Source organism: Sunxiuqinia elliptica (genome assembly GCF_900113005.1).
Lineage (GTDB): Bacteria > Bacteroidota > Bacteroidia > Bacteroidales > Prolixibacteraceae > Sunxiuqinia > Sunxiuqinia elliptica.
In genome coordinates this window covers 140697-159604 of record NZ_FONW01000009.1, presented here as the reverse complement: position 1 = coordinate 159604, position 18908 = coordinate 140697, and the positions used below count along the sequence as shown (strand labels likewise).

At 42.7% G+C, this 18908-nt stretch carries 11 protein-coding genes; 10 read left to right on the top strand and 1 reads right to left on the bottom strand.

Translation table 11 applies throughout. From position 1 onward, the window contains the following. The first annotated feature begins 124 nt into the window (after positions 1–124). On the top strand, positions 125–667 hold the full coding sequence (locus BM156_RS15565) for a DUF4251 domain-containing protein (RefSeq protein WP_093920813.1): 543 nt from the start codon (positions 125–127) through the stop codon (positions 665–667). 43 nt (positions 668–710) lie between these two features. Here the strand turns inward: BM156_RS15565 and BM156_RS15560 are convergent, their stop codons facing one another. After that, on the bottom strand, positions 711–3464 hold the full coding sequence (locus tag BM156_RS15560) for a glycoside hydrolase family 2 TIM barrel-domain containing protein (RefSeq protein ID WP_093920812.1): 2754 nt from the start codon (positions 3462–3464) through the stop codon (positions 711–713). A 216-nt stretch (positions 3465–3680) separates the two neighbouring features. Here BM156_RS15560 and BM156_RS15555 point away from each other — a divergent pair, with 216 nt between their 5' ends. From BM156_RS15555 to BM156_RS15515, 9 genes are all read left to right on the top strand, one after another. Beyond that, a complete protein-coding gene (locus BM156_RS15555) occupies positions 3681–4223 on the top strand; it encodes an RNA polymerase sigma-70 factor (RefSeq protein WP_166642888.1) in 543 nt (180 codons plus the stop codon). 76 nt (positions 4224–4299) lie between these two features. Further along, on the top strand, positions 4300–5286 hold the full coding sequence (locus tag BM156_RS15550) for a FecR family protein (protein WP_093920810.1): 987 nt from the start codon (positions 4300–4302) through the stop codon (positions 5284–5286). Positions 5287–5528: 242 nt separating this feature from the next. Beyond that, positions 5529–8921: a TonB-dependent receptor gene (locus BM156_RS15545; protein WP_093920809.1), complete on the top strand. Its 3393-nt coding sequence runs from the start codon at positions 5529–5531 to the stop codon at positions 8919–8921. 11 nt (positions 8922–8932) lie between these two features. Then, the gene (locus BM156_RS15540; protein WP_093920808.1) at positions 8933–10417 is read left to right on the top strand and encodes a RagB/SusD family nutrient uptake outer membrane protein; all 1485 of its coding nucleotides are present in this window, start codon (positions 8933–8935) and stop codon (positions 10415–10417) included. Positions 10418–10651: 234 nt separating this feature from the next. Beyond that, complete coding sequence (locus BM156_RS15535) at positions 10652–11440, top strand: phosphatidylinositol-specific phospholipase C/glycerophosphodiester phosphodiesterase family protein (protein ID WP_093920807.1); 789 nt, start codon at positions 10652–10654, stop codon at positions 11438–11440. A gap of 151 nt (positions 11441–11591) precedes the next feature. Beyond that, positions 11592–14516, top strand: a complete 2925-nt coding sequence (locus BM156_RS15530; RefSeq protein WP_093920806.1) for a GH92 family glycosyl hydrolase — start codon at positions 11592–11594, stop codon at positions 14514–14516. A gap of 32 nt (positions 14517–14548) precedes the next feature. After that, on the top strand, positions 14549–15700 hold the full coding sequence (locus BM156_RS15525; RefSeq protein ID WP_093920872.1) for an alkaline phosphatase: 1152 nt from the start codon (positions 14549–14551) through the stop codon (positions 15698–15700). Between the two features lie 20 nt (positions 15701–15720). Beyond that, entirely contained in the window at positions 15721–17181 is a 1461-nt protein-coding gene (locus BM156_RS15520; RefSeq protein WP_212733531.1) for a PA14 domain-containing metallophosphoesterase, read from the top strand. A gap of 82 nt (positions 17182–17263) precedes the next feature. Further along, positions 17264–18895, top strand: coding sequence for an MGH1-like glycoside hydrolase domain-containing protein (locus BM156_RS15515; protein WP_093920805.1), 1632 nt, complete (start codon positions 17264–17266; stop codon positions 18893–18895). The last annotated feature ends 13 nt before the right edge of the window (positions 18896–18908 follow it).

Below are 18908 nucleotides of genomic sequence, written 5' to 3'. Positions count from 1 at the left end.
TTGATATTTACAGTCAATTTGTGTTAATTTCTGTGAATAATTATTAAGAAAGGGGTTAAGTTCTTCTATTTGGAATAAAACTTGTTTTTGCAAGAAGCGTTAAAATAATGAAAGGAGGTTGATTATGAGAGTTGTAATGGTGAGTTTGGTTTGGGTGTTGATGTCGCTTGTAGCAGTAGCGCAAACGACAACTGAAGTGCAACCAATGACCAAAAAAGAGAAGCGGAAGGCACAACTCGAAGCGGACTTTAAAGCAACGCAACATTTGCTGGAAAATAAGCAGTTTGTGCTGGAGGCTGATTTTTTGCAAGATCGGTATGGGAATCGTGCTTTTGTAAGTTCAACAATCAATTTTGTTGCGGTGGATTCCATGGAAGCAGTGATTCAGATTGGATCAAATTACCGAATTGGTCCTAACGGAGTAGGTGGAGTAACTGCTAAAGGACGAATAACCAAGTGGGAGTTGGAGCCGGATTATAAACGGAAAACATTTGCTTTGGAAATGAATGTAATGACAGGTATTGGTATATACGACTTGCGGTTTACCATTGGACCATCAGGAAATGCGAAAGCTTTGTTGACTGGATTACGAGCAGGGAATCTGACTTTTGACGGAACCGTCGTTTCAATGGAAGAATCCCGGGTTTTTGAAGGACATTCAATTTAAGAAAGCGGGAAAGAGAGAAAGCTAGTCCCGCTTTCTTCGTTAATTAGAACTCAAACGTTAGATTCATCATTAATTTGCCTCCATGAATTTTCTTTGAGTTGAAAAAATAAGGCTGAGATTGAGGCCCCAGATTTTCGGCATCTTTAAACTTGGTGCCAATGGCATTAATCCCATGCAAAAATGAAATGTCTCCGGGAGGGTAAGTAAGCTGCGTTTTAGCAGGGCCTTTTGGTGTGTCGGGGGTTAAAACTCGTAAGAAAAGATCATTGCTGTGTGCATAAACAGTAAATCCCGGAGCCTTTTTCCCGATCAGTTTTGCCCAATACAAGGATGAATGGTAGCCTTTAAATTCGGGGTAGATGTAATCGGAATAACCGGTGATACTATTGTTGTAAGCTTTTTCCCATACTCCAAAATCAGGGCCTTTCATCCGGTTTTTATAAACCCGGTAAGGGCCATTGCCCAACCACTTTAAGCCAGTCACTTCTTTTTCAGGATAGTCAAAAGTAATGCCTGCATACGAACAATTATTAACTGGTTGGTAGGCAACTTCCAGATTTAATCGGCCATCCTGCCCAATGATCCACTGAAAATAGTCTGAATTCTCAAACTCAACCCGAATTGAGCATTGTTCTTGGTTGCTATGATGTGATACTTTTGAAACTCGTTTTTCCTGACTGACAAATATGGGGCCGTTGGAAAGTGGGATTGTTGTTCCATCTTTCAATACTCGTTGAATGGTACCGTTTACTTTGGAAAAAATGTAAGTTGTTTGATTGGCTTTTACAATGATTTGTCCGTTGCCTTCGGTGAGTTGCGGAGAGGTATTGGTTTCGCTGATGAGCAATTCTTGAGCCTTGGCTTTGGCGGTTTTTATGGGCCAGGTCCACTGGTTGATCAATCGTTGATAAGGATCATAAGCACGAATGCGAAAAGCATCAAAGTTTTGCCAGTCATTTTGGGGAGCGAGCTCAACTATTGTTTTAGTTTCTGGTTTGGCTTCGCAATGTGTTTGTTGCCGAACGATGGCTTTATTTTTAACTTGCTCGTCGGGGCCCGAGAAATCGAGCCATTCTACTTCAAATCGGCACTGGTTGAGGTTGGTGAACTGATAACGGTTTTCCACAGTTAATTGGCCATTGAAATCCGGAGTGATGTATTTCTTCTCGAATTGGATTGGAGACCAAATAGTTTTGATCGTGTAGAAGCTTCCTTCTTTTTCGTGGTAGGGTCCCAAAATGCCATCAGGGGCATGATTGCCATCGGTATCCAGTTGATTGTTGCGATCGGTTCGTTCGATGGCTTCATCCGCAAACACCCATAAAAATCCGCCAGCACATAAGGGATCATTCCACATGCGTTGCCAGTAGTCTTCAAGACCGGCACCCAATCCACCGTCATACAGCCCGTGTAAAAATTCCGTGGGGAAAAAGATTTTACGCTGGCTGAAACCATCGTTAACCAGGTAGCTGTAGTCGATGTAGTGCACGGTGTTTGTTTTCTTGTAGTCTTGCCAAGGGTGTAGCACTTCGCGTTGTTGAATATCGATTTCTCCAAAGTCGTCATTGAGTGTATTGTTTTCGCCACCTTCGTTGCCATTGTCCCAAAAAATAATGGAAGGGTGGTTGACATCACGTACAATTAATTCTTCAACAAGCTTACGGCCAATCTCATCATCATACGAAGGCGTTTGCCAGCCTGATAGCTCGTCCAACACATATAAACCAAGAGAATCACAAACATCTAGAAAATGACTGTCGGGAGGATAATGCGACATGCGAACGGCGTTCATGTTCATGTCTTTCATTAAATTAACAGCCTCAATACTGATTGCTTTTGAAGAGGTCCGTCCATAGCGCGGGTGAAACGTATGCCGATTGACTCCCTGCAATTTTGTTCGAACACCATTGACGTAAATACCATCATTGGCTCGTACTTCAATCGTTCTGAATCCGATGCGCTCGGTATGTTGATGGATGAGCTTGCCTTGTTTGTCAATCAACTTAAAAGTTGCCTGGTAAAGCATTGGAAACTCCGGCGACCAAGGGTGCGTACCATGAACGGTCCCCTCAATACGCGTTTCCTCATTGAGTTCGGTTTGTTCAAATGAGGATAATCGAACACCACTCATGTCAGCAATCTCAAGTTGTAGCGAGTGTGCTTTTAAGTGATTTTTTAGGTAAACGTCGGCTTTGATTTGTCCGTTCGCTTTGGCATCAACGGCTACCCTTTGAATATTGGTTTTGGGTTTGATTGCAAGAAAAACGGGCCGGAAAATACCTCCAAAAACCCAATAGTCAGCTTTTCGCTCGGCATGGTTGATTGACGCATTGTCCGAATGTTTTTTTACCAAAACTTCGAGCTCGTTATTTTGCCCAAATTGAATAAGATCAGAGACAGTGTAGCTGAACTGGTAGAATGCTCCTTGATGAGTTGGCCCAGCTTGCTTTCCGTTTATCTTGACCTCGGCGTCAGTCATTACTCCTTCAAAAACAAGTTGAATTTCGCTGTCTTTCCAGTCTGTTGGAGCAAAAAACTGATGTTTGTACCGTCCCGTTTCCTTCAAGCGTTTATCGAAAGGAACATGCCCGTAGTTGTAAGCTCCAAAGCCTTGTTGTTCCCAGCAGGAGGGAACAGGAATGGTGGTCCATTGCTGACTATTCATCCCGGCAGAGCAGAAGAAATCCCACTCAACAGTGTGATCAGCTCCGGTTCCTGATAAATAGTGAATTTGTGTTTTCTGAGCGGTGGCCGAGAGCCCGAACAAAAGAATGAGAAGGAAATAGATTGCTTTCATAAGGTTGGTATCTTAGTGTCTGATTGTAGTGAAAATAATCAAAATTAAGACGAAATAAATGGATGAACAAATGTAAAATTGATCATCGTCGATAGGAATTAAACCGATTCGCTTGTGCTTTGAAGCTTGGGCGGATCAACTTCTCAAATATTCTTGGAGCTTAAAAGATAAGACCAGTAATATTTTCTTATACTTGTACAATTCAATTTTGTGCTTGTGGGAAAGAGTAACTCAAATAACGGAGTTAGAGAAATTGCTTTGGATAGTTATTCTAATTTTCAGCATTTGTTTGAAAGTTACTATGGCCGGTTGTGTGCTTATGTGTTTACCCTGACTCATAATCATTCGGCTTCTGAAGATATTGTGCAGGAACTATTTATTCGCCTGTGGAATGATCGAGAACGAATTCATATCCAGGAAAATGTTTTAGCTTATTTGTTTCGGGCATCGCGCAATGCGGCCTTGAATTATATGCGAGGAGAGGCTAATCGAGATCAAAACATCAAAAAACTCGATGTTCAGGAAAGCGTAGTTGATCGGGATTTTTTGGAAGAAGAGGAGTTCGTTTCTTTTCTGGAGGATTGTATTGGCGATTTGCCTGATCGTTGTCAACAGGTATTTCGAATGAGTCGGTTTGAAGGCTGTAAGCAAGCTGAGATCGCAGATCAATTGGGGACTTCGGTAAAAACAATCAAAAATCAGATTTGGAAATCACTGCAATACCTCAGAACCTGCCTTGAGGCGAAAGACGCTTTTTAGTTTTTTCTTAAAATTTTTTCGTTTTTGGAATAGGACCTTCTTCGTTGGGGGGTGTCATACCTATAAACAACGTACAATGACATCGTCCAAAAAAATAGAAAGTCAGTTGGTTGACCATTTGAGCTCAGAAGGGGAAATTCAAAAGCCTGAAGAACTGAGAAGCTGGTTGAACGAGTCAGATGAGAACCAGCAAGCGTATCAGAAGTACCAAAGAATATGGGAAACATCCGAGAGATTGGGAAAAGCAGAGAGGTATCAGTCTGATAGCGCATGGACCAAAGTTGAGCATCAGATAAAACGTAAACAGCAAAAAGTTGTTCGCCTTATTCGTTTAAGTTATGCGGCAATGGGGGCAGCAGCAGCTCTAGTCGTGATCCTTGCTTTTGCTTTTTACACCGGGCAGTTTTCGTTGCAGGAAAATAACATGCAACTGACCACCGATTACGGTAGCCGTACCGAAGTCGTTTTACCTGATGGCACCACAGTGAAACTAAATTCCGGCTCAGAATTAGAATATCATTTTAATCGATTAACGAAATCGCGTGAGGTTGCTTTAAAAGGCGAAGGCTTTTTTCACGTAGCAAAAGACGGACATCCTTTCCGTATTCAAACGCCCCAGGGAATGGGCTTGGAAGTTTTAGGTACGACATTTAATATTTCAGCTTATCTCGAGGATGAAGTGGTGCATACCGCTTTGGTTGAGGGGAGTGTTAAACTCTCGAATGAAAAGAATCAAACAACGATTTTGAGTCCCGGTCAAATCATGGCTTTCAATAGCAAAGACCAGTCTTTTTCTGAGCGAGATGCTAATTTGTCTCACATCGTTGGGTGGACCGAAAATAAGATCTACTTGGATAATACTTCATTAAAGGCAACCAGTGTTTTGTTGGAGCGTTGGTTCGATGTCTCTATTCAAATTATTCCAGAGAAGTTGGGGGAGGATATTCACTATACGGGTGTTTTAGAGGAAAAAGACATTCGAGATGTGCTGCATGCCCTAAGTGAGTTGAGTGAAATTAAATATTCAATTGAAGGAAATGAAATTCTGGTTAGAAAACGATGAGAACCGGAACAAATTGACAGAAAAAAGATAACCGAATCTGAAATCAAGAGTGACTGATAAAAACGATAACATATGATGTAAAAACAAAGAGAAAAAGGGGCCAAAACTTAATAACCCTGTAATGTTTTTGTAACAGACCTAACTTAGTTTTGCCCGGCATATAAAAAAACCGAAAGGCCTGCCCGCCTTCCGGTTTTGAAGATCAAATAATTAAAAGTATTTAATCAAATCAATTCAAAAGTATGAAAAAAAAGTATGAATTGGGGACTCCCCATTGGGGAGTCTTAAAAAAACTCATGTTGATGACTAAGCTAACTGCATTCCTCGTACTTGCTTTGAGCCTGAACGTGTTTGCTACCGTGTATTCGCAGAATACAAAGCTAAACTTGGACTTGGAGCAAACTTCAATCAAGGAAGTTCTGCAAACAATTGAAAGTCAGTCGGACTTTCGGTTTATTTATGAAAATGAAAAATTGAATCTGGATCGGAAAGTAAACATTCAAGTGGCAGGCCAATCAGTCACTGATGTGTTGAATCGACTTTTCGCAGATCAGAACGTTGACTATACAATTACACAGAGCAATCTGATCATTATCAAACCCGATACATCAGGTGCTAATAAAATGAGCCAGCAAGCTCGTGATGTAAATGGAAAAGTAACCGATACATCAGGAGCGCCACTTCCGGGTGTTTCAATTATCGTAAAAGGAAGCACAAAAGGAACCGTTACCGATATGGATGGGAACTTCGCACTTTCAGGAATAACACCTGACGTAACTTTGGTGTTCTCATTTATTGGCATGGAAGCGCAAGAGTTTTTGGTTGGCAATCAGCGTGTTTTCAATGTGACCTTAAAAGAAGAAACGGTTGGTATCGAAGAAGTGGTCGCCATTGGATATACGACTAAAAAGAAAGCTGACCTGACAGGTGCTGTTTCTTCTGTGAAAATTGATGATATCAGAAACATTCCGGTAACAGGCTTGGACCATGCCATGCAAGGAAAAATGGCAGGGGTAACTGTTTACCAAAATAGCGGTGCTCCTGGAGCTTCTGCTTCAGTGCGTATTCGTGGTATTGGTACTATTGGTGAAAACGATCCCTTGTATGTTGTGGATGGCATGCCAGTGGCTGACCTAAATGACATCAACCCGAATAATATTGAGCGTATCGATGTCTTGAAAGATGCTGCTGCAGCTGCTATTTATGGTTCTCGTGCTGCCAACGGTGTGGTTTTGGTCCAAACCAAAAAAGGGGCAGCTTCCAATAAAATCAATGTTACTTTCAACACGCATCATGGATGGCAACGCGCTGCCAACAAGGTGGAAACGCTAAGTGCAGCCGACCGGAACATGATTCATAAGGAAGCCTATGAAAATAGTGGGCAAACTGTTCCTGACTATTATTCTTCTCCGGAAGCACAAATTACTCGTACCAATTGGCAGGACGAGATTTTAGAAGATTATGCATACACCAGCAACTATGATTTTGGTATTTCTGGTGGCGATGAAAAAGCAAAATACAATGTGTCAGCAGGGCACATGGCGAACAATGGTATTCTAAAGAATACAGACTTCAAACGGACTACCTTTCGGATTAACACCAGCTTTGATTTAACCGATAACGTTCGTATTGGTGAAAACTTGTTGATTAGTAAAAATGAGAATGGTTATGCCAATACTACCAGTGAATATACCGGTGCTCTTTTTTCTGCTTTAGTTTATCATCCTGATGTTCCTGTTTATAACTCAGAAGGTGAGTTGAGTGGAGCGATCTTAGGAGGAGATGTTGAAAACCCGGTGGGAAATATCAATCGGAGAGACCGCAATGAGAATCGTACCCGTATTTTCGGTAATGCTTACCTGGAGTGGGATCTTGCTGAAGGACTGAAACTGAAAACAGATATGGGGTATGACTGGACCAACTCTCAAGATAAATGGTTTGTTCCACGCATTCCTGAAGAAGGTCGTAAGAGCGATAACAATGAGTTGACGGAATATACTTACACCGAAGAGCGTTGGATCTCAACAACAACCCTGACTTATAACAAGTCTTTCGGTAAGCACAATTTCGATGCACTTTTGGGTACTTCGTTGGAAGCTTCTGATATGGAATACAGAAGTTCACGGGTAGCGAACTTCATCTCTGAAGATCCTGCAGCTCGTTATCCTTCAGCCGGAACCGAAATTAAATGGTACACCGGAGGCCGTGAAGAATGGTCATTGCTTTCTTACTTTGCCCGTTTGGACTACAACTACAACAACCGTTACCTGTTGTCGTTGAACTTACGTGGAGATGCATCCTCTAAGTTTTCAGAAGATAATCGTTGGGGCTGGTTCCCCTCGTTCTCTGCTGGTTGGAGAATTTCAGAAGAAGCTTTCTTTGAAGGAGCGAAAGATGTTGTTAGCAACTTGAAGTTGAGAGGTAGCTGGGGACAATTAGGTAACCAAAACATTGGAAACAATTATCCATTGTACACTACAATTCGTAACACCACCGATGATGATGGCTACAATGTTGTTTTCGGTTCCGGAGAAACTCCTTTTATCGGGCGATACGAAGATGGTATTGTTAATCAGGATATTCAGTGGGAAGTAACCACTCAGTCTGATATCGGTTTCGATATTTCATTCTTGGATAACCGCTTGGAATTGATTGCTGACTACTACAAAAAGAAATCATCTGATATCTTGTTGCAGGTGCCAATTACTTCGTTGGCAGGTGTAAACACAGCTCCTTGGGTAAATGCCGGAGAGGTTGAAAACAAAGGTTTCGAGATGTCATTGACCTACCAAAACAAAGGTCGTGATTTCCATTACAGTGTTACGGGTAACTTCTCTACAGTTCAAAACGAAGTTACGAAGTTAGGAGAAGGAACTGAAGCAATTTATGGAAGTTCATTCCGTGGAAATACCGTTTCCAGAACAATTGTTGGCGAACCAATTGCACACTTCTTTGGATTGAAAACAGATGGCATTTTTGCTAGTCCTGAAGAAGTAAGTGCCTATAAACATTCAAATGGTGAGCTAATTCAGCCCAATGCTGTTCCTGGCGATATCAAGTTTGTTGACATTGATGGAAATGGAATGATCAATGCCGATGACCGGACAAATATTGGAGATGGATTCCCTGATTTTACTTATGGCTTGAACTTCTCAGCCGATTATAAGAATTTCGACCTTTCATTGTTTATGCAAGGTGTTCAAGGTTACGAAGTATTGAACGGATTGCGTTATACAGGTTTGTTTGTTGATCCTCGTTACAACCAAATGAATGATATTTTGGGTCGTTGGACAGAGACAAACACCGGAGCTTCAATTCCTCGGGTTGCCTTGTCTGATCCAAATGGAAACCGTCAGATTTCAGACTTCTTTGTAGAGGATGCTGATTACTTAAGATTGAAAACATTAACAGTGGGTTACACGCTGCCTAAATCAGTATTGAATGGTACTGGTATCGATAAACTAAGATTCTATTTTACAGGACAAAACTTGTTGACATTTACCAACTATTCAGGTTTTGATCCGGAGATTGGAGAAAGTTTCCCTGATGATTACGGGGTAACTGAATTGGGAGTTGACAGAGGTCAATATCCTCAGCCTAAAACATTTATTCTTGGATTAAATATTAACTTCTAAAGTTTGGGGAAATGAAGCGATTTAGAATCATTATATTACTATTTATCACGCTTGTTGCATCTTCATGCAACGAAGACTTTTTAGATAAAAGTCCGTACGGACTAGGGACCTTTTGGAATACTGCTGAAGATGCTGAACTCGGGATCAATGCAGCCTACGAACCATTGTATTTCGAGGAAAGTTATGGCCGTGGTCATTTCTGGTTATCAACAGCTGGTGACGATTTCATTGTCAACAAAAATAAAACAGCGGTTATTAACATGACCAACTTTACAACGAATGTGAATGTTGCAGGTTATGCAAAAAGCTATTGGTCTGACTTTTATAAAATTATCAGACGTTGTAATGACGTGTTGAAAAATGTACCAGAGATTGAAATGAATCAGCAACGCAAAGACCGGATTTTAGGTGAAGCTAATTTCCTTTTGGGATTTGCTTATTTCCAACTGATTCAGAAATATGGTGGAGTTCCTTTCTATGATTACGAAGCAGAGAGCAATGTGAATGAGCCTCGCTTAAGCTTGGAAGATAGCTATACCCGGGTTGAAAACTATTTGAAAGCGGCAGCTGATTTATTCACGGAGTGGGAATACGCTGGCGAAGAAATGGGACGTCCACATAAAGGATCAGCCCTTGGATTGTTGGCTAAAGTGTATGCTTTCGAAGGAAAATGGGAAGCAAGTAAAACGGCTAGTGATCAGGTGATCGATAGCCAGCAATATGAGTTGTTGCCAAATTACCAGGATGCGTTTTCAACGACCTCAGAAAATGCTTCAGAGCACCTGTTTTCTTTACGTTGTAAGCCCGTGCGTCACCAAGGAACAATTACTTCAATTGTTCACTTGCCAGGAAGCATTACCAATGGTTCTGGATGGAACTATTTTGCTCCTACAGCCAGCTTGGCAAAAGCGTTCGAAGAAGGCGATACCCGTAGAAAGGCAACCTTGGTTGATGTGAATGGTGGTGAATTCAAGTTTGACGGAACCACGACTGTGTTGAGCAAAGACTTGGTTGGCTCGTGGGGAACCGATTACATCTGTGTGAAGTTTGCTCATCCTTACCAAGAAAAATATGTTGGTTGGGAAAGTGGATTGGACATTCCTATTTTGCGTTACTCGGATGTATTGTTGCTGAATGCTGAAGCTACAATCATGTTGAATAATGGTGGCCCGGCCAACCGTGATTTAGGTGTTGCCGAAGCTGCAGAGTCATTCAATAAAGTTCGTGTTCGTGCATTCAATGGCGATGCTTCTAAAGCAATTGCTGAACCTACATTTAACGATCTTGTAAAAGAAAGACGTTGCGAGTTGGCCTTTGAAGAATGCAGACATTATGACTTGGTACGTTGGGGACTTGCGGAAGAAATTTACAATGCAGGTATCGACGATCCACGTGGACCTAGAAATTATAAACCATCAATTCATAACGTGTTCCCTTTACCTCAAGGGGAAATTGATAACAGTAATGGTGTACTGGAACAAAATCCAGGCTATTAAATGAGTTTTCAGTGAAGTAGTAGAGGATGCACCGCGGTTTGTTTCAACTTTTAAGAGGGTTTAAGGTGCATCCTCTTTTTTTACAGTACCGTGTGGAGCTTCTTATAAGCTCTTTTGGGTAGATGCTGAATTTTTAATGGAACGATTGGCAGGCTTTTTTAGCCGGTCTTGTCGTTGTTCTACTAACCTTAGCAACACATGGCTTTATAGCCATCGAAAAAACAATTAAATCCTATGAAGTTTTGGCTAACAGTTGCTTGGCTATTGGCTAGCTGTATGGCGGGAGCTCAGCCTATTGCTCATGCTCACAACGATTATGAGCACAAGCGTCCTCTATTGGATGCACTTTCCTTTGATTTTCGAAGTATCGAGGCAGATATTTATACTATTGGTGATTCGCTCTTCGTTGCGCACGATTTTGATGAAATAAAACCTGGAAGGACATTACGTACTCTTTATCTGAATCCGCTGCAGAATTTAATTCAGGAAAATGGAGGTGCTGTTTACGGTGACGGGCACTCAATTTATTTGTTGGTTGATATCAAGGATGATGCGGTTAAAACCTATCAATTGCTTCATAAAATATTAGAAGATTACGAGGACTGCTTGGCAGTTGTTAAAAATGGAAAACAAACGCAAAGGGCAGTGCAAGTAGTTGTTTCAGGAAATCGTCCAATGAATTTAATGGCCAATCAGAAAGTTCGTTACGCGGGTTACGACGGCCGTTTAAAAGATTTAAAAACAGGAGTTGAGGCTCAATTGATGCCTTGGGTTAGCGATAGTTGGACCGACCATTTTTTATGGAATGGGAAAGGGGAATTTCCTCTCAAAGAAAAAGAGCACTTACGGCAACTTGTTGAACAGGCTAAAAGTAAAGGTTGCCTGCTACGTTTTTGGGGAACTCCTAATAAAACGGAAAGCCAGCGCATGGCAATATGGAAAGAGCTGAAAGATGCTGGTGTTGCCATTATTGGTGCCGACGATTTGAAAGGACTACAAGAATTTCTACAGACAGGCAAGTAAGTCTTTGGTACATGCGGAATGCTGATGAACGATTTTACGAGTTTAGTTGACCCCCTAAAAAAATTAAGGTTCGGCAGCGTGCCAATTTCAAATCAAGAGGATAGGCAGGACGTAAAAACATTGCAAACTACAAATCAGAAAATAACATACAATGCATACGAAATTCAGTTTGATTATTTTATTTATAGCCTTAATCGGATGCAAGCAACAAACTCCGATTGAATCTGTCGATCCGTTTATCGGAACAGATTTTCATGGACACACCTATCCGGGAGCAACAACTCCTTTTGGTGCTGTACAGTTAAGCCCGGACACACGCCGTGGAAACTGGGATGCTTGCTCAGGATATCATTACAGCGACAGTTTGATTTATGGATTTTCGCACACACATCTTAGTGGAACAGGAGCCATCGATTTGGGTGATATTTTGATTCATCCAACAACGTTGCCGTTGAATCTGAAGGCAAAAGGATATATTTTTTCACCACATACTTTTTCTCATCAAGAGGAAGAAGCCTCGCCAGGCTATTACCGAGTAAGTTTTGCGGATGATGCCATTACGGCTGAGCTGACTGCTACTCCTCATGTCGGTGTTCATCGCTATACTTTCCCGGAATCGTCAGATGCCAAGTTGGTTGTTGATTTGCATCATAGCCTCGATAATGAGGCTATTGAACATTTGGAACTTAAGCAGTTGAGCGAGAGTGAAATTGCAGGAGCTCGTGTATCTACGGGCTGGACGCCCAAGCAGCACATCTATTTTGTCGCTCGTTTCTCAAAACCATTTAAAAGCCTTCACTTTGTGTCTGATGGAAAGCTGACAGACAGCTTAACCCATTTGGAAGGAGATAACCTGCAGGCAATTGTCAACTACGAAACCCAAGCGGGCGAAGTAATTGAAGTTGAATTGGGAACTTCTTTGGTGAGTATTGAAAATGCTTTGGAGAATTTGAATGCAGAAACCGATGGATTTGATTTTGATGGCAAGAAACTGAAAGCGGAGAAGAGTTGGGCTGATGCTTTGTCGGTAGTTCAGGTAAAAGGAGGAACTGAAGAGCAGCAACAAGTCTTTTACACCGCCTTATATCATGCTATGGTTGTGCCTAATGTTACTTCTGATGTCAATGGGCAGTACCGGACTCATGATGGCATGATCAAGAGTTTACCACAAGGACAGAAAATGTATTCAACTTTGTCGCTTTGGGATACCTTCAGAACTTGGCATCCGCTGATGACCTTAATCAACGAGGAGCTTACGGAAGATATTATCCGCTCGATGTTGGCGATGTACGAAGAAACAGGCGAATTACCAATTTGGCCCTTGTCTTCAGGAGAAACCGGTACGATGATTGGTTATCATTCGGTGTCAGTTATTGCTGATGCTTATTTGAAAGGGATTCGAGGCTTCGATGCCGAAAAGGCATTTGAAGCGATGAAAGTCTCCTCAAATAGTTCTAGAAAAGGCGGAAAATATTACGTGCAGAATGGGTTTATTCCTGCCAACATCAAGAAAGAGTCGGTTTCCTGTTTGCTGGAATATGCCTACGACGATTGGTGTATTGCTCAAATGGCAAAAGCTTTAGGCCATGAAGCTGACTACCAAGAATACATGCGAAGAGCTAAATCTTACGTGAATGTATTTGATGGTAGCACCGGTTTTTTTAGGGGAAAGCGGGAAGATGGAAACTGGGAAAATCCGTTTAATCCTTTCGAGGCCGGGAGAGCTTATACCGAAGCCAATGCGTGGCAATATCGCTTTGCAGTTCCGCATGATGTTAATGGCTTGATCCAGCAAATGGGTGGAAATGAGTTGTTCTCAAAAGCTCTGAATGACCTGTTTTCCGAGTCCGGAGATGTGTTGACTGATATTCCGGATATCACAGGTCTGATCGGTCAGTATGCTCATGGAAATGAGCCAAGTCACCATATGGCTTACTTGTATTGTTACATCGGACAACCGTGGAAAACCCAGGAAATGGTTCGTCAAATCCTGCAGGAGATGTACAGTACGCAGCCAGACGGGATTGTTGGAAATGAGGATTGTGGACAGATGTCTGCCTGGTACTTGATGAGTAGCTTGGGCCTGTATCCGGTAACTCCCGGATCTGGCGAGTATGTGCTGACCGCTCCATTATTTCCAGAGGCAAGCATTCAATTACACAATGGCAAGGCCCTTCAGATCAAAGCGAATGATCCGAAGAAAAATATCTACATCAAATCGGTAAAGTTTAACGGACAAGCTGTTGACAAGACTTTCATTACGCACGAAATACTGATGCAGGGAGGTGTGCTTGAATTTGATTTGGACAGCCAACCCAATAAAAATTGGGGAGTGAAAACAGAAGAGCGTCCTTCTTCCATGTCGGCCGGGCAGCAAGTCTCTGTTCCTTATGTGAAAAACGATCTGCATTATTTTATTGACGAAATCAACTGCGAACTGGGGTGCCGAACAGCTGGCGCCGAAATTAGATATACGCTGGATGGCTCTGAGCCTAACGAAAGCTCTACGAAGTACGAAAAGCCCTTCAAAATTGACCGGGACATGAAGCTCACAGCAAGAGCATTTAAAGCAGGTTATAAGCCTAGCCCGGTCTTTTCAGTGCAAGCCGTTAAAGCTGTTTTCAGAAAGGCGGATCGACAATCAGCTAACCATCAGGGGGTAACCTTCAAATATTACGAGGGCGAGTTTTCAACTGTTGATGATTTGGCATCTGCTCCGGTCGTTAAAAAGGGTTTTCTGGACAAGGTAAGTATTCAGATTGCAGAAAGGGAAGATGACTTTGGGCTGGAATTCAACGGGTATATTGCTATCCCTGAAGATGGTGTTTACGAGTTCTATACCGAATCAGATGATGGAAGTACCCTGAAAATTGGCGATGCAACTGTGGTTTACAATGATGGATCGCATGCCGCGATTCGGGCAACAGGAAGGATTCCTTTGAAGGAGGGCTTGCATCGTTTTCAGTTGCGTTATTTTGAAGACTATGAGGGCCAGAAATTGGATTGGGGCTGGAAAAAGGCTGGTGAAGAAAAATGGCAGGCAATCAGCAAAGAGTCTTTGTATGTAAGGAATTAAACGTTGGAATTACTTTTGAAAAAATAGAAATAATGAAATCAATCAAATTCATTTTCGGAATACTTAGTTTTCTTTTAATTGGACAAAGTGGACTGAGAGCTCAGTATGCTAATCAAGAGCAAGCTGATAAATTAAATTACACCGTTGAACAGGCTTATGAAACGGTTCAGGTGAAACCGGTAAAAGGGAAGAAAGTAAAAAATGTCATTCTGATGATTGGAGACGGAATGGGGCTCACACAGATTTCCATGGCTTGGGTGGCCAACCAAGGGAAATTGAATGTGGATAACTTTCCTTACACTGGTTTGGCACGAACCTATGCCGGAAACAAGTTGATTACTGATTCGGGGGCTGCGGGAACTGCCATGGCAACAGGACAGAAAACAAGGTACCATTCAGTAGGGGTTGATATGGACGGGAATCCGCTAACTTCTCTAACTGACTTGGCTCACGAAAAAGGCCTTGGAACAGGAGTGGTGGTCACTTGCGGATTAACGGATGCGACACCGGCTGCATTTTGCTCTAACCATGCCGATCGTGAGCAGCTGGAAGCAATTGCAGCTGGTTATCTGAATTGTAATGTTGATTTTATTTTTGGCGGCGGACGCACCGATTTCAATAAGCGATCGGATGAACGGGATTTGCTAAAGGAAATGGAAGAACGGGGCTACCAGTTGGCTGATTCTTGGGCTGATGTTGAAGATTACAAGGGCGAAAAGCTTTTTGCAGTTGTTGATGACGGTCAGCTGCCTTTAGCGAAAGAACGTGGAGATGTGTGGCAGAAGGCGGCATTGAAAGCAATCGATGAGTTGAGCAAGCACAAGAAAGGCTTTTTTGCCATGTTGGAAGGCTCACGGATTGATGACTGCGGCCACTGGAATGATGTGCCTGCCTTGATGGGCGAAATTTTTGACTTTGATCAGACCATTGGAAAAGTATTGGAGTGGGCTGAGAAAGACGGAGAAACCTTGGTGGTGGTGTTGGCTGATCACGAAACCGGAGGCTTGACCTTGCTGGACGGTAGTATTGAGGCAGGGCAGGTTGAAGGCCATTTTTCTACAGGAGGCCATTCAGGAATTGTCATTCCCGTTTTTGCTTATGGCCCGGGCGCGAGTGAGTTTTCCGGTACTTACGAAAACACGGACGTATTTCGGAAAATCGCTGAACTTCTAAAATTGCAGTAAGAAACCTTAAAACTAATGGTATGAATACATTCAGAATAAAAACCATGGCAGCTTTGGTCTGCTTGCTGGCTTTTGTTGTTACTGCAACTGGCCAACAAGAAAAAGATCAACTGAAATTTCATCAGGATAAGTCATTCAAAATAGCACAATTCACAGACCTTCATTGGGACAATGGATCGGCAAATTGCTCAAAAACGCGGGCAACAATCGAAATGGTGCTAAAAACGGAGAAACCTGATTTGGCAATTCTTACTGGTGATATTGTTACCAACGTCCCAGCAAAAGAAGGCTGGCAGGCCGTGGCAACTCCATTTATTGAGACAAAAACACCTTGGGCTGTTACGCTCGGCAATCATGATGCAGAACCCGGAATTTCACGTGATGAGATTTTTGAGCTTCTGGAAACGATGCCCTACTTTGTTGGTAGCAAAGGGCCGGAGCTAACAGGTTGTGGAAATTATGCACTTGAAATTAAGTCGTCGGAAAGTGACCAAACGGCGGCAGTACTCTACTGTTTCGACTCAAATTCGTATTCCACCAACCGCAAAGCGAGTGACTACGATTGGGTTCATTTTGACCAGATTGGCTGGTATCGTACCCAGAGTCAGCAGTTTACTACACAAAACGCTGGAAGTCCGCTTCCTTCGCTGGCTTTCCTGCATATTCCTTTAATTGAGTATAAGTTTATCGAAGACAAGGAAAGTACCGTTGGTAGGCGTGAGGAAGGTGTTGCTTCAGCTGATCTAAACTCGGGCTTGTTCGCTTCTTTGTTCGAGATGAAGGATGTTATGGGAGTCTTTGCCGGGCATGATCACGATAACAATTACATCGGCATTCATAAAGAGATCGCACTGGCTTTTGGTCAAAGAACCGGAGCTGATGCTTATGGTAAATTACCTTTAGGGAGCCGGATTATTCAGCTGGCAGAAGGTGATTACCGTTTTGATAGTTGGATTCGGACGGATGAAGGGGTGGCATTTAAGTTCAATTATCCTTCTGGATTAACCTATGACGATAGCAATGCAGAGTACTTTCCAGCAGTTTCTGTAAAAGGGGTAAAGCCTGGCACTGCTTATCGTTATTTTGAAGGGGAATTTAAGCAAACTGAAGAGCTGAAAAAGGCCAAGCCAGTTGCAAGTGGCGTGGCAAGCTCTATTTCGTTGGAGCCCGCCAAACAAGATGATTATTTCGGATTGGAGTACACAGCCTATCTGAAAATAGATAAGAAAGGAGTTTATCGTTTTTACACCTACTCCGATGATGGTTCTCGTTTATATATCGATAATCAGTTGGTTGTTGATAATGATGGTTCGCACAGTGCCCGCCGAAAAGATGGACAAATTGCGCTGGAAACCGGCTATCATGAGTTAGAGGTGCTTTATTTTGAATCGTACATGGGGCAGGAACTGGAAGTTGGAATTTCCGGTTTAAGTATTCGGGAAACGCCTATCCCAGGCAACATGCTTTTTTATAAGAAATAATTGTCATTAAATCGCAATCAGGGAGGATTTCACCTCCCTGGTTTTCTACCTTCTTTTAAGAACCCTAAATCGATAAAAACCAATGAAGACAAACCGTCGTAATTTTTTAAGAGCAGGAGTGCTGGCCGGTACATCTGTTGTTTGTTCTCCGCTGGCAAGTGCCGGAAGCGATAGTGCTGAACGGAAGTCTCCTTATAAACTACCCTACAAAAATACCTACGTAAAAAACTCCTTTGTAGCTGAAAACGAGTTCCGAAGAATGGATCCTCAGTTGATTGATCCTCCAACTTTTTCAGAAGCAAAAAACGTTTTGCCTGAGCCATTCTGGGATGGAAACAAAGAGGCCATTGATATGTATTGGAAGGCTTGGGAGATTGGAATTGGGCACACCCGGAAGCCTCTTCCCGGTTCTGGCTTTGTGTCCAGTTATCTCGATACGGCTTACAACGGCAATATCTTTATGTGGGATTCAGCCTTCATTACTTTGTTTGCCCGCTACGGAAGCCGTTTGTTTCCATTTCAACAAACCTTGAATAATTTTTACTCTCTGCAGCATTTGGATGGTTTCATTTGCCGTGAGATTATGGAAACAGGCGATGATGCTTTTCACCGATATGATCCAGTGAGCACCGGCCCGAATATCATTCCGTGGAGTGAGTTGGAGTATTACAACCATTTTGGAGATTGGGATCGGGTGAACCTGATTTTTCCAGCTTTAGCAGCCTATAGTCGCTGGTTGAGGTTGAACCGTACCTGGCGCGACGGCAGCTATTGGACTAGTGGTTGGGGAACGGGAATGGATAACCAGCCAAGGGTTCCGCGCGAGTACAACATGATATACAGCCATGGGCACATGGTGTGGTTGGATGCTTGCTTGCAGCAGTTGATGGTTGATCGTATTTTGCTCAAGTTTGGTTTTGTTCTGGAGCGTTGGCAGGAAATTGAAGATATCGAAGATGAAATCGGTGTGCTGTCAGCCTACATTCGTGAGCATCTTTGGGACGATAAAACCGGCTTTTTGTACGATCGTTTTCGTGATGGCAGTCTGAGCCAGATGAAAGGGATTGGTGCTTATTGGGCGTTGCTGGCCGATGTGTTGGAAAAAGACCAACTTGATCGTTTGGTTGAGCATCTGGACGACCCCGCAACCTTTAACCGTAAATTTCCGGTTCCTTCACTATCGGCTGATAACGAGAAATACCAGGAGGACGGTCGTTACTGGCAAGGTGGAATTTGGGCGCCAACAAATTTCATGGTGATTAAAGGACTTCAAAAAAATGGCTATCGCGAAAAAGCGTTTGACATTGCCTTTAGTCATCATCAGCATATTTTGGAAGTGTTTAAAAAGACCGGGACATTTTGGGAGTACTATGCGCCTGAGAGTGCTAAACCCGGTTTGTTAGCTCGCCCTGACTTTGTTGGATGGACCGGCCTGCCTCCAATAGCAGTATTGATTGAAGGGGTGTTTGGTATTCAGGGAAACTTTCCTGAAAAGACCATCCACTGGGATGTGAACTTAACAGAGAAGCATGGGATTGCTCGTTTCCCGATAGGTCCTGAAGGAATGCTGTCCCTAACCTGCTTTGAACGAAGCTCAAAACAACAACGCCCGAAAATTGAGATTGAATCAAACATGGAGCTAAAACTAAAATTAAGCTGGCAGGGTGGCAAGGAAGAGTTTGCGATTCAAAAAGGAATGAATCGTATTGGCTAAGCTAGTCTTAAGT